General features: G+C 61.1%; 12 protein-coding genes. 5 read left to right on the top strand and 7 right to left on the bottom strand.

What is annotated here, in order from left to right:
- Positions 1 to 275: 275 nt before the first annotated feature.
- Positions 276 to 1,724 (bottom strand): aldehyde dehydrogenase family protein, encoded by a 1,449-nt coding sequence (locus ACM6IK_RS15675; protein WP_414875044.1) that lies wholly within the window; start codon positions 1,722 to 1,724, stop codon positions 276 to 278.
- The gene (locus ACM6IK_RS15670) at positions 1,721 to 3,358 is read right to left on the bottom strand and encodes a 5-guanidino-2-oxopentanoate decarboxylase (RefSeq protein WP_414875043.1); all 1,638 of its coding nucleotides are present in this window, start codon (positions 3,356 to 3,358) and stop codon (positions 1,721 to 1,723) included. Before ACM6IK_RS15670 ends, ACM6IK_RS15675 begins: the two co-directional genes overlap by 4 nt.
- Before the next feature lie 228 nt (positions 3,359 to 3,586).
- On the opposite strand from ACM6IK_RS15670, the gene ACM6IK_RS15665 reads away from it, so the two are divergent.
- Positions 3,587 to 4,468, top strand: a complete 882-nt coding sequence (locus ACM6IK_RS15665; protein WP_414875042.1) for a LysR substrate-binding domain-containing protein — start codon at positions 3,587 to 3,589, stop codon at positions 4,466 to 4,468.
- 94 nt (positions 4,469 to 4,562) lie between these two features.
- Here ACM6IK_RS15665 and ACM6IK_RS15660 read toward each other — a convergent pair whose 3' ends face one another.
- A complete protein-coding gene (locus ACM6IK_RS15660; protein WP_414875041.1) occupies positions 4,563 to 5,177 on the bottom strand; it encodes an NAD(P)-dependent oxidoreductase in 615 nt (204 codons plus the stop codon).
- 194 nt (positions 5,178 to 5,371) lie between these two features.
- On the bottom strand, positions 5,372 to 6,256 hold the full coding sequence (locus ACM6IK_RS15655) for an MBL fold metallo-hydrolase (RefSeq protein ID WP_414875040.1): 885 nt from the start codon (positions 6,254 to 6,256) through the stop codon (positions 5,372 to 5,374).
- A 230-nt stretch (positions 6,257 to 6,486) separates the two neighbouring features.
- Here ACM6IK_RS15655 and ACM6IK_RS15650 point away from each other — a divergent pair, with 230 nt between their 5' ends.
- The gene (locus ACM6IK_RS15650; protein WP_414875039.1) at positions 6,487 to 7,392 is read left to right on the top strand and encodes a LysR family transcriptional regulator; all 906 of its coding nucleotides are present in this window, start codon (positions 6,487 to 6,489) and stop codon (positions 7,390 to 7,392) included.
- 202 nt (positions 7,393 to 7,594) lie between these two features.
- Entirely contained in the window at positions 7,595 to 7,771 is a 177-nt protein-coding gene (locus ACM6IK_RS15645; RefSeq protein ID WP_414875038.1) for a hypothetical protein, read from the top strand.
- Between the two features lie 9 nt (positions 7,772 to 7,780).
- Here the strand turns inward: ACM6IK_RS15645 and ACM6IK_RS15640 are convergent, their stop codons facing one another.
- Positions 7,781 to 8,677: a helix-turn-helix domain-containing protein gene (locus ACM6IK_RS15640; protein WP_414875037.1), complete on the bottom strand. Its 897-nt coding sequence runs from the start codon at positions 8,675 to 8,677 to the stop codon at positions 7,781 to 7,783.
- A gap of 190 nt (positions 8,678 to 8,867) precedes the next feature.
- Here ACM6IK_RS15640 and pobA point away from each other — a divergent pair, with 190 nt between their 5' ends.
- Together pobA and ACM6IK_RS15630 are read left to right on the top strand one after the other, a co-directional pair.
- Entirely contained in the window at positions 8,868 to 10,052 is a 1,185-nt protein-coding gene (gene pobA, locus ACM6IK_RS15635) for a 4-hydroxybenzoate 3-monooxygenase (RefSeq protein ID WP_414875259.1), read from the top strand.
- A 78-nt stretch (positions 10,053 to 10,130) separates the two neighbouring features.
- Positions 10,131 to 11,648: an MDR family MFS transporter gene (locus tag ACM6IK_RS15630; RefSeq protein ID WP_414875036.1), complete on the top strand. Its 1,518-nt coding sequence runs from the start codon at positions 10,131 to 10,133 to the stop codon at positions 11,646 to 11,648.
- Between the two features lie 106 nt (positions 11,649 to 11,754).
- Here the strand turns inward: ACM6IK_RS15630 and ACM6IK_RS15625 are convergent, their stop codons facing one another.
- On the bottom strand, positions 11,755 to 11,889 hold the full coding sequence (locus ACM6IK_RS15625; RefSeq protein ID WP_414875268.1) for a hypothetical protein: 135 nt from the start codon (positions 11,887 to 11,889) through the stop codon (positions 11,755 to 11,757).
- Between the two features lie 19 nt (positions 11,890 to 11,908).
- Positions 11,909 to 12,781: an ATPase gene (locus ACM6IK_RS15620; RefSeq protein WP_414875035.1), complete on the bottom strand. Its 873-nt coding sequence runs from the start codon at positions 12,779 to 12,781 to the stop codon at positions 11,909 to 11,911.
- Positions 12,782 to 12,818 lie beyond the last annotated feature (37 nt).

Raw genomic sequence — 12,818 nt, 5'->3', positions numbered from 1 at the left:
GTCGAAACTGTTGCATCCGCGCGACCGGACCAGCGTTATCCCCCGTATTTTCGGGGGCTTGGCTGAGCCAGCGGGTTCATCCTGAGGTCGTGTAAAACACCTGACTATCGATAAAAACTCATTGAAGCCATGACGCCAGCGCATGCCTCATGTAGGAGCGAGCTTGCTCGCGAATGAGGCATGAACGACGCGGGCTGTCTGACTCCCCGCGTTATCGTTGACGTCCATCGCGAGCAATCGAGCGTCGACCGGCTGCTCCTACACAGTGACAGGCGTCAGACGGCCCGGATCACGTGTTTGATTTCCTGGAAAGCCTGCAAGCCCCACGGCCCCAATTCGCGGCCGATGCTGCTCTGCTTGTAGCCGCCCCAGGCGGTCTGCGGGAAGATCACCTGTGGCGCGTTGATCCACACAAGCCCCGCCTGCAAAGCGTTGGCGACGCGGTCAGCGGTCTGTGCATCGCGCGTCACCACACTGGCGACCAGACCAAACTGGCTGTCGTTGGCCAGGTCAATCGCTTCGGTTTCAGAGGCGAAACTGCGCACGCAGATCACCGGGCCGAAAATCTCTTCACACCACAGCGCACTGTCGAGGGGCACTTCGGTGAACACCGTCGGCTGCAAAAAATATCCGCGCGGCAGGTCGACCGGGCGATTGCCACCGCAAACCAGCTTGGCGCCGGCACTCAGACCGCGGTCGATGTGACCGAGCACGCGCTGGTATTGCGCCTGATTGACCAGCGCACCCATTTCCACGTTCGGGTCGAACGGGTCGGCCACGCGAATCGCTTCGGCACGGGCCTTCACGCGGGTCAGGAATTCATCGGCCAGTTCATCGGCGACCAGCACGCGGCTGGTGGCGGAGCACATCTGCCCGGCGTTGAAGAAACCACCGCCGCAAGCCACTTCCACCGCCAGGTCGAGATCGGCATCGGCCAGCACCAGCAGCGAAGATTTACCGCCCAGTTCCAGGCTCACGCCTTTGACGGTTTCCGCCGCCCGTTGCATGACCTGCACACCGACCGCGTTGCTGCCGGTGAACGAGATCTTGGCGATGCGTGGGTCCGCCGACAGCGGAGCGCCAACGGCCAGGCCGGTGCCGCACACCAGGTTGAACACACCCGCCGGCACCCCGGCCTGGGCGATGATTGCCGCCAGTTCCAGCTCCGGCAGCGGCGTCACTTCCGAAGGCTTGAGCACCACGCAGCAACCGGCGGCCAGGGCCGGGGCGAGCTTCCACGCAGTGGTGACCATCGGGAAGTTCCACGGCACGATCAAGCCAACTACACCGCAGGGCTCACGGCGCAGGCGGGCGCTGAAATCGTCGGTCGGCAGTTCGATGGCGCTGTCCTGTTTCGCATCCAGCCCTTCGGCCAAACCGGCGTAATACTCGAACGTGGCGATCACGTCATCAACGTCGATAGCCGCTTCGAACTGTGGCTTGCCGTTGTTGCTCGACTGCAAGTGCATCAGCTTTTCACGGTTGGTCTGCACGCCCGCGGCGATTTTGCGCAGGATTGCACCGCGTTCGGCGCCCGTGGTTTTCGACCAGACGGCGAACGCCTGGGTCGCCGCGCTCACGGCTTGATCGACAGCACTCTCGTCGCCACCATTCACGGTGGTCAACAGGGCTTCGGTCGCCGGATTGATCACCCGCAGGTGTTCGTTGCCGGCCGACCATTGGCCGTTGATGTACAGGCCATCCAGCGTTGTAGGGAACGTCATTTCGACACCGCCTGCATCCACTCGGCCTGGTCGATTTCAATCAAGGTCGGACCCTGACGATCGGTGGCCATACGCAATGCACCACGCAGTTGCTCGACACTGCTGACCGCTTCGGCCGCACAACCCAATGCCTTGGCCACACCGATGAAGTCCGGGGTGTAGATGTCCACGCCGACCGGTTCGATGTCACGGTTGACCATGTATTTCTTGATCTCTTCGTAGCCCTGGTTATTCCACAGCAGCACGATGACCGGGGTGCGCGCTTCAACGGCGCTGGACAGTTCCGGCAGGGTGAATTGCAGGCCACCGTCGCCGATCAGGCACACCACCGGAGGACGCGCGCCACCTTCAACGCGGCCACCCAGCCAGGCGCCAATCGCTGCCGGCAAGGCGTAACCGAGAGTGCCGTAACCGGTGGACGAGTTGAACCAGCGGCGCGGGCGCTCCGGGTTGAACGTCAGGTTGCCGGTGTACACCGGTTGCGTCGAGTCGCCGACGAATACCGCGTTCGGCAACTCATGCAGCACGGTTTCGAGGAAACGGGTCTGGGCCAGGGTCGGTGCGTCCCAGGTGGCGGCCAGGTCTTCACGCAGACGGGCGGCGCGTACCTGCCCCCAATCGTTGCGGCGCTCGGCCAGGGATTTGTGCGACAGGGCGCTGAGCAAAGCCTGGGCGGCGTTGCGCGAGTCGGCCACCAGTGCCACGTGCGGCGAGTAGTTGCGTACGGTCTGGTCCGGGTCGATATCGACGCGCAGCAATTTGCCGGGGATTTCAAAGCCACCGGCGAAGGTCACGTCGTAGTCGGTCTCGGCCAGCTCGGTGCCAATGGCCAGGACCACATCGGCCTCGGCGACCAGCGCACGGGTGGCGACCAGGCTCTGGGTCGAGCCGATCAGCAACGGGTGGCCGGAGGCGAGCATGCCCTTGGCATTGATGGTCAGGGCGACCGGCGCGTCCAGCAGCTCGGCCAGTTCAGTCAGCTCGGCTGCCGCGTCGATGGCCCCGCCACCGGCGAGAATCAGCGGACGCTTGGCGTCGGCCAGCAAATCGGTCATGCGCGACACGGCGCTCGGCGAAGCACCGGCGCGGTCGATATTGACCGGCAGGCTGCTGAGCAGGTCATCGGCGTCTTCGACCAATACGTCCAATGGAATTTCGATGTGCACCGGACGCGGACGGCCGGCCTGGAACAGGGCAAAGGCACGAGCCAACACACCCGGCAACTCCGACGCCGACATCAGGGTGTGGGAGAACGCCGCGACACCGGCACACAGCGCGCCCTGGTTCGGCAGCTCATGCAGCTTGCCGCGACCGCCGCCCAACTGGCTGCGCGATTGCACGCTGGAAATCACCAGCATCGGGATCGAATCGGCGTAGGCCTGGCCCATGGCGGTGGTGATGTTGGTCATGCCCGGGCCGGTGATGATGAAGCACACACCCGGTTTGCCGCTGGTGCGGGCGTAGCCGTCGGCCATGAAGCCGGCGCCCTGTTCATGACGCGGCGTGACGTGGTTGATGCTCGAACGGGCCAGCCCGCGATACAGCTCCACGGTATGCACCCCCGGAATGCCGAACACCTGCTCGACCCGGTAGTTTTCGAGTAACTTGACCAATACTTCGCCGCACGTCGCCATGTCTTTGCCCTTTTTGTTCGTTTGAGACACAAGGGCCCTTGTGGGAGCGGGCTTGCTCGCGAAAGCGGTGTATCAACCAACATCAATGTTGAATGTAAGACCGCTTTCGCGAGCAAGCCCGCTCCCACAGAGTCCGTGGAATGGCCTCATTGGAACGGGCGACAGGTAGCCGCAACAATGGATAAAAAGTCATACTAGCCATGTCCTCACGTCATACCTTGGATCCCAATGAAACGACTGCCTCCCCTGCCGGCGCTGCACACCTTCCTGATTACCGCGCAGTGCTGCAATTTCACCCGGGCCGCCGAACAGTTGCACATCACCCAGGGTGCGGTGAGTCGGCAGATCGCCGGACTGGAAGATCATCTGGGTTATGAGCTGTTCATCCGCCTGGCCCGAGGCCTGGACCTGACGGCCGAAGGGCGGGAATGGCTGCCACGGGTGCAGCAGATTTTCGGCCTGATCGACGAGGCCGTTGAACAGATCGGCGAAAAGCGCGAAACCCTGCAACTCAAGGCCCCGACCTGCGTCATGCGCTGGTTGCTGCCGCGTCTGTTGCAATGGCAAAGGGAACGTCCGGATGTGCCGGTGGAACTGACCACGACCGTCAAGCACGGCGTGGATTTTCATCGCGAGCAGTTCGATGCAGCGGTGATGTACGGCGCACCGCCGGACGATTCATTGATGTCGCAAAAACTCTTCGATGAACAACTCACGCCCGTGTGCTCCAGACCGATGCTCGAAGGCCCCATTCCCCTGCAAGCACCGGCCGATCTGCAACAACACCTGTTGCTCCACCCGACCCGCGATGAACGGGACTGGAAGGCCTGGTTGAAAGCGGCGGATGTACGATTGACCAATGTCGGCAAGGGCCAGCATTTCGAAACACTGGACCTGGCGATGTCGATGGCGTCCCAGGGAACGGGGGTGGCGATTGGCGACTGGTCGCTGATCGGCGATGACCTGAATGCCGGGCGGCTGGTCATGCCATTCGATTTGAAGGTCACAACGGGGCTGGCGTATTACCTGGTGTTCCCCGAAAAAGCCGAGCCCTCGCCGAAGTTGCGTGAATTGATGGGCTGGTTGGTGGAGCAGGCGCAGGCGCGCTAAGTTGCCCTGTAGGAGCCGGCTTGCTGGCGAATCAGGCGGTGCGGTGTGTCAGGCAGACCGCCTTCGCTGGCAAGCCAGCTCCTACAGGGGGGAATCAGTAACCGACTGTAAACCGCTGCCGCGAATGCTTTGGCGCTTCCACTTCGTCGAGCATTGCAATCGCATAGTCGGCGAACGTGATCCAGCTGCGCCCTTCGCTGCTCACCAGCAAATCATCCTGACCGAGACGAAATTTCCCGGTGCGCTCGCCTTCGACAAATTCGGCCGATGGCGACAGGAAGGTCCAGTCCAGGTCCCGCTCTTCACGCAAGTTTGCGAGGAATTCGGCACCGGCACTGGCTTCAGCCTTGTATGCCTCAGGGAAACCTTCGCTATCGATCACTCGAGTGCCATCGGGCAACAGCAACGAGCCAGCACCGCCCACCACCAGCAAGCGTTTGACTCCGGCCTGCTTCACCGGCCCGATGACAGCGCTTGCAGGCAGGGTGGCGAAATGTGCGGCGCTGATGACTACGTCATGCCCCTCGATAGCCGCTTGCAAAGCACTGGCATCCAGAGCGTCGACGTTACGCGTGACCAATCCGGCACGCGGGGCGATTTTCGCCGTGTTGCGGGCGATCGCGGTAACGCTGTGACCGCGACGCAGGGCTTCTTCCAGCAATTGGCTACCGGCACGACCGGTGGCACCGATGATTGCGATTTTGCTCATGACGTTCTCCAGTTGGCTTGAAAGTATCGATATCAATCTGCGCTGACCTTTGTGGCGAGGGAGCTTGCTCCCGCACGGCTGCGAAGCAGCCGTAAATCCGGTTCATGCGATGTAGCTGAAAAATGCAGGGGAGCGCTTCGCACTCCAGCGGGAGCAAGCTCCCTCGCCACAGAAATCCCCGTTACTCCTTAAATTCATTCGCCCCACTTCATCTCGCCCTTGGCGACCTTGGCGCTCAGCTCCAGCGAACTTTCATCGCCCAGTGCCGGGAAGCGTTTTTTCATTGCCGCAATCAGATCAGCAGAATCCTTGGCCTTGGCGGTTTCCTCGTCGAAAGCCTTGATGTAAGCGGCGGTGAACTGCACTGCCGTCAGTGAACGATTGCTCTCGCCCAGGTAATGCCCCGGTACCACGGTCTGCGGCTTCAGGGCTTCAATGGAATGCAGCGTAGCCAACCAATCGGCATGGGACTGTGGCGTTTGCGTGTCAGCCATCCACACGTGGATGTTTTGCGCTACCACGACACCGCCGACTACGGCCTTGATCGATGGAATCCATACAAAGCTGCGATCCGGCTGCGGGCCCTCAAGACCAACCACCTGCAATTTCTGCCCTTCAAGGTTCAGGCTATCGCCCTTGAGCACGTCCGGCACGATGGTTTTGCCCGGCACATCAGCCCCCATTTTCGGGCCCCAGAATGCCAGTTTGCCGTCGACGGTTCGCTTGATGTGGTCAACGGTCGGCCGCGAGGCGAGGACCCTGGCCTTGGGGAACGCGGCCGTCAGGGTTTCGAGGCCGAAGTAGTAGTCCGGGTCACCGTGGCTGATGTAGATAGTGGTCAGCTGCTTGCCGCTGGAGCGGATCTTTTCCACCACCTGCTCGGCCTGGGACTTGCCGAATTGCGCATCCACCAGGATCGCTTCTTTCTCGCCACTGACCAGCACCGAGGTCACCGGGAAGATGGCTTTTTCGCCGGGGTTGTAGACATCCAGCGTCAGGGTCGAGGCGGCTGCATGGGCGGCGAAACCGAAGGCCGCGCTTGCCAGTAAAACCCGCATTAAAGTGGTGAAACCGATCATCTGTTGCTCCGTATTCCAATGGCTGTCGTGGTCCCTTGTAGGAGCGAGCTTGCTCCGGGCGGCGTTCCGACGATGGTCGTAAACGATGGCGCGTACTTGCCGGTTAAACGCGGCGCCTGGGGGTCCATCGCGAGCAAGCTCGCTCCTACAGTGGAACAGAGCTTAGTTGCCTGACTCAGTACAAAAAATGCGATGCTTGGACATAGTTTGTTTCTGAAAGCGGGCAAATCATGGATCGTCTTCAAGCAATGCGTGTGTTCGTCACGGTGGTCGACCTCGGCAGCCAGTCGGCCGCCGCCGATCATCTGGAGCTGTCACGACCGGTGGTGTCGCGGTATCTGGCGGAACTGGAAGACTGGGTCGGCGCGCGCCTGATGCATCGCACCACACGCAAGTTGAGCCTGACCGCCGCCGGCACCGAGATCCTGCCCCGCTGTCGGCAGATGCTCGATTTGTCCAGCGACATGCAAGCCGCCGTCAGCGAACCGGACGACGCACCGCGCGGCCTGCTGCGGATCAGCGTCAGCACCTCCTTCGGCCAGGCGCAACTGGCCGATGCCATGGCCGAGTATGTCCGACATTACCCCGGCGTCAGCATCGACATGCAGATGCTCGACCGCACCGTGAACCTGGTGGATGAGCGCATCGACCTGGCGATCCGCACCAGCAACGACCTGGACCCGAACCTGATCGCCCGCCGCCTGACGGTTTGCCGCTCGGTGATTTGCGCTTCCCCCGCTTACTTGCGTGAGCACCCGGCGCCGCAACGGGTCGAGGACCTGAGCCGGCACAATTGCCTGACCCATTCCTACTTCGGCAAAAGCCTCTGGCATTTCGAGCAGGACGGCGAGCAGGTTTCAGTACCGGTGCAGGGCAACATCAGCGCCAACGAGGCCAGCACGCTGCTGCGCGCAACGCTCGCCGGTGCCGGGGTGGCGATGCTGCCCACGTATCAGGCCGGCGTGCACATCCACAGCGGCGAGTTGATTCGCCTGCTGCCGACGGCCGAACCCCGGAAAATGAACGTGTATGCGGTGTATGCCTCGCGCAAGCACATGCCGGCGGCGTTGCGCAGCTTGCTGGATTTTCTGGTGGTTAGATTTCCGGAACAGCCGGCGTGGGATGCGGGCCTGTAACCCGATTAAAACTGTAGGAGCGAGCCTGCTCGCGATAGCGTTGGATCAGTCAACATCTTCGTCAATGAACGATTGCTATCGCGAGCAGGCTCGCTCCTACAAGGGCATCAGTGTTCTGAATACCGCGCTATTGCTGATAACTCCCCAGCGCTGACCTATGCTCAAAGTAATACCGAAAGGTATTCGTTCAGAGGTCAACGCCATGAACATCAAAACAAGAAGATACCTCGCGATTTTCATCACCTGTGCGGTCACGCTCGGGTTGTATGGCGCTGCCGCCTGGCGCGTAGAGCAACTGCGCAACCTGCCCCGTGAGTACGCGAGCTGTAACTTCGAGCACTGCATCCCCCACAACGCCACCCTCAACGCCCTCCGGTAACGAAGGGGGTCAGGCTTCGTTGTCCTGATCGGCCTTCAAGCGGTCGCGGAAGGCCTTGGGCGAAATCCCCACACGACGCCGGAACAGGCGCGTGAAGTTGGTCGGATCGGAAAACCCCAACACGTCGGACATTTCATAAATGGTCATGCTGGTGTAGGTCAGCAAGCGCTTGGCCTCCAGCAATTGCCGTTCGTGCATGATCTGCAACGCCGGTTGCCCCGCCAGCTCACGACAGGTGCCGTTGAGATGGGACACGGAAATCCCCAGCCGGTGCGCCAGGTCCTCGACCTTGACGTGCTGGCGATAGGTCTCTTCCACCAGCTGTATAAAGCCGTTGAGGTATTCCCGGGCCCGCTGCGGTCGCGCCATGGCAGTGCGACGCTGGATCACCTGGCGGCTGACCCACACCATGATCACACTGACCAGCGAATGCATGAGCATTTCCCGCGCCGGTTGATGGCTGGTGTATTCGTTCTGCAAGGCACTGAACAGGCTGTTGAGGTACTCGGCGTCCTTGCCTGCCGGGTAACTTTCGGCCTGGGCCAGAGCATTGACCGAGTGTCCCAACTGCATCTGCAGGTGGGCGATCAGCGGCGCAGCCAGGGTCACGACAAAGCCCTCCACATCCTCGGAAAAGCGAAAGCCGTGTACCGACAGCGGTGGCAGGATCTGGATCGTCGGTTCCACCAGTTGCGTACGTTGGCCTTCGATTTCAAGCTCTGCCTGACCTTTGAACACGAAGAGCAACTGGCACAAATCAGCGTGGCGGTGGGGTTTGATTTCCCAATGATGTTCGCGACTGCGTTTGGAAATGGTTTCACAGTGCAGCAAGTCCGGGGTCGGCCAATCCAGGCTTTCACCGTAGAGCTTGAACACCGGAATCGAAGGCAGGTCAGGCTTGTTCATCACTTCAATCCAGGTCTCGGAGTAGATGACGGGCGATAATCGCACCGATTGGCAGAATGTACAGGTATCGGCTCAGTTTTCACCTTCAATTGACAGACTCGCAAGGGAAAAATGCAAGCACTCGATCCATAAAAATCATTCACCGGCCCTGGTCGCGTGAAGCTTGCGAGTCATAACAACAATGAAAACGCTGAAAACCCAAGTCGCCATCATTGGTGCCGGCCCTTCAGGCCTGTTGCTCGGCCAATTGCTGCACAACGCTGGTATCGATACCGTCATCCTGGAACGCCAGGCCCCGGACTATGTGCTCGGCCGAATCCGCGCCGGCGTGCTTGAACAAGGCATGGTAGAGCTATTGCGCCAGGCCGGCGTGAGTCAGCGCATGGACGCCGAGGGGCTGGTGCATGGCGGCTTCGAGCTGGCCCTCGACGGGCGCCGGGTCCATATCGATCTGCACGCCCTGACGGCTGGCAAAACCGTGATGATCTACGGCCAGACCGAAGTCACCCGCGACCTGATGGCCGCTCGTCGGGAGGCCGGCGCACAGACGATTTATCAAGCCGCCAACGTCGTTCCCCACGGCATGAAAACCGATGAAGCGTTTGTCACTTTTGAGAAGGACGGTGAGACCTGGCGACTCGATTGCGACTACATCGCCGGTTGCGACGGCTTCCATGGGGTGGCGCGGCAATCGATTCCCGCCGACAGCCTGAAAGTCTTCGAACGGATCTATCCCTTCGGCTGGCTCGGGATTCTGGCCGATACCCCGCCGGTCCACGAAGAACTGGTCTACGCCCGCCATGAACGCGGCTTTGCCCTGTGCAGCATGCGCTCGTCGACACGCACCCGTTATTACCTGCAAGTGCCCACCAGCGATCATGTCGATAACTGGTCGGATCAACGCTTCTGGGACGAACTCAAGTCGCGATTGCCGCAAGAACTGGCGGACAAACTGGTCACCGGCCCGGCCATCGAAAAAAGCATTGCGCCGCTACGCAGCTTCGTGGTCGAACCCATGCAATACGGGCGAATGTTCCTGGTCGGCGATGCCGCGCACATCGTCCCGCCCACCGGCGCCAAGGGCCTGAACCTGGCGGCCAGTGATGTGAGTACGCTATTCAATATCCTGCTCAAGGTCTACCGCGAAAATCGCGCCGATTTGCTGGAGAAATACTCTGAAATCTGCCTGCGCCGGGTGTGGAAGGCCGAACGCTTTTCCTGGTGGATGACCTCCATGCTGCACCGCTTTGATGATCACGATGCCTTCAGCCAGCGCATTGCCGAATCGGAACTGGAGTATTTCATCGACTCCGAGGCAGGTCGAAAAACCATTGCAGAAAACTACGTCGGACTTCCTTATGAGGCTATCGAATAGCCCCCTACCGACTTACACTGGCGAGCATCCCCGCTCGCCTTGCCACTTGCGGGTCAATCACCGCCCGCAGGTTTTCCCGTGACCAATCTCCACCAGCCTGAAACGCTCAAACCCGCCATCCGCAGCGTGCTGATCGCGCTGATGCTCGCGATCTTTCTCGGGGCACTGGATCAGACCATTGTCGCTGTTTCGATGCCGGCCATTTCCGCGCAATTCAAGGACGTCAGCCTGCTCGCCTGGGTGATTTCCGGCTACATGGTGGCCATGACCGTGGCGGTGCCGATCTACGGCAAACTGGGCGACCTGTACGGGCGGCGCAAGCTGATGCTGTTCGGCATGGGCCTGTTCACCCTGGCGTCGGTGTTCTGCGGCATGGCCCAGAGCATGGAGCAACTGGTGCTGGCGCGGATCTTCCAGGGCATCGGCGCCGGCGGGATGATTTCGGTGAGCCAGGCGATCATCGGTGACATCGTGCCGCCACGGGAGCGCGGTCGTTATCAGGGCTATTTCAGCAGCATGTACGCGGTGGCGAGCGTGGCCGGCCCGGTGCTTGGCGGCTACATGACCGAATACCTGTCCTGGCGCTGGGTGTTTTTGATCAACCTGCCACTGGGCCTGGGCGCCTGGCTGGTGGCTAACCGCACGCTGGTGGGCCTGCCGATTCCGCAACGCAAACCGATCATCGATTACCTGGGCACCGTGCTGATGATCATCGGGCTGACGGCATTGTTACTGGGCATCACGCAGGTCGGTCAGGGCCATTCCTGGCGCAGTGCCGAAGTGCTGGCGCTGCTGGCCAGTGCAGTGCTGGTGCTGGGGCTGTTCGTCGTCCACGAGCGGCGCGCACGGGAGCCGTTGCTGCCCATGCATCTGTTCGCCAACCGCAACGCGATCCTGTGCTGGTGCACGATTTTCTTTACCAGTTTCCAGGCCATCTCGCTGATTGTGCTGATGCCATTGCGCTTCCAGAGCGTCACCGGTGCCGGCGCCGACAGCGCTGCCCTGCACCTGTTGCCACTGGCCATGGGTTTGCCGATTGGCGCGTATTTCGCCGGCCGCCGTACTTCCGTGACCGGACGCTACAAACCGATGATCCTTACCGGTGCTGCGTTGATGCCCATCTCGATTCTTGGCATGGCGTTCAGCCCGCCGCAGGCGTTCGTCGTGAGCAGCCTGTTCATGCTGCTCTGCGGGATTTCCTCCGGCATGCAGTTCCCGACCTCCCTGGTCGGCACGCAGAACTCGGTCGAGCAACGGGATATCGGCGTGGCGACCAGCACCACCAATCTGTTCCGTTCGCTAGGGGGTGCCGTGGGTGTGGCATTGATGTCGGCGCTGCTGCTGGCGCTGTTGCAGGATTCAAGTCTTGCGCACCTGGCCGGCTCGTCGCTGATTGCCGAAGGCAGTTCGGGGAATGTGTTGCTGGACGGTTTGAACGCCGCACCGGGTGACGCGCAGAACGCCTTGCGCGCTGAGCTGTTGCTGACGTTCCGGCACTTGCTGACGGTCAGCGCGGTGGTGTCGCTGCTGGGGCTGGCGGCAGCGATTGCCATGCCGAACATGTTGTTGCGCGGGCGTGAGGACAAGGTTCGGTAGGCAGGCCGTACTGCGCCCTTCGCTGGCAAGCCAGCTCCTACAGGATATGCACAGTCCTTGTAGGAGCTGGCTTGCCAGCGAAGGCGTCCTCATTGAAACCATAAAATCAAGGGCTGTAATACCCGGCCGCCACCAGAAAATTCCCGACATTCTTCAGGTAGGCATGTTGGTTCTCGACCTTGAGGGATTTGATCGCCATCAGGGTGCCCTTTTCGTCCCTGACCAGGTCGGTTGCCCTCAAGATTTCCTGGAGCAGGTCATTACTGCCGGGGGCGCAGTTGCTGTTGCAAGTTCTGGATCTGCGCCTGAAGGGTATTGATGTTGCGGGTGACCTGGCTGCGGAAGGCATCGAACTCGGCGGTATTGGTCGAGCCCTGTGTGGCAGCCGGACGGTTGTCCTGCTGGCTCTTGAGCACGAGCATGTCTTGCTCGAGACGCTCGATGGCAGCGCTCGGGTTGCCTTGCTTCTTCAGCGCAGTGATATCGGCGCCCAGGCTTTTGAGCTGTGCGTCGAGTTTTTCCGAGTCGGACGGGGCACTTTTCAGGGCGGCCAATTCAGCGCTCAAGGCTTTGACCTGGGCCTGCAACTGCGTATTGGCTGTCTGATGATCGGTGTCCTGGGCAGTCAACTGCGCCAGGCGTTTGTCCAGTTCGGTGGATTGCGCGGCCATTTGTGCCAGTCGCTTGTCCAGGTCCGAGGCCTGGCCGGCAACACCTTGCTGCTGGGCGCCCTGGTCCTTGAGTTTGCCTTCCAGCTGGCGGATTTGCAGCTTCAAGGCCTCACTGTCGGTGGTGACACTGGTCTGGCTGGCAACGACCTTGCCGGAAATGTCCTGCAGGCGCCCAGCCGCTTCCTCACTGATCCGCGCGAAACTTTCCTGGGTCGCCACCAATTGCTGTTCCATCAGGGAAATCTGCTGAAAACTCCACCAGGCCAGGCCCGCGAACGCAATGATCAACGCCCCGACCAACGCCCACAGGGGGCCAGTGCTCGCTGCCTTGACCTTCACCGCCGGCGCCGTGCGCGAATGCACGACCGTGCGGGCAGTCGGCGGAAAATCGTCGTCGAGAACGTCTGCACGCAGGCTCGGTACATCGTCGAAGTCGTCGTTGGCATCGTTACGCATGGACATTGAATCAACCTTAGTGAAACAAATGATGGCTTTATGC

Source organism: Pseudomonas sp. IT-196MI5 (assembly GCF_949767415.1).
Lineage (GTDB): Bacteria > Pseudomonadota > Gammaproteobacteria > Pseudomonadales > Pseudomonadaceae > Aquipseudomonas.
This window is presented reverse-complemented; position numbering and strand designations above follow the sequence as displayed.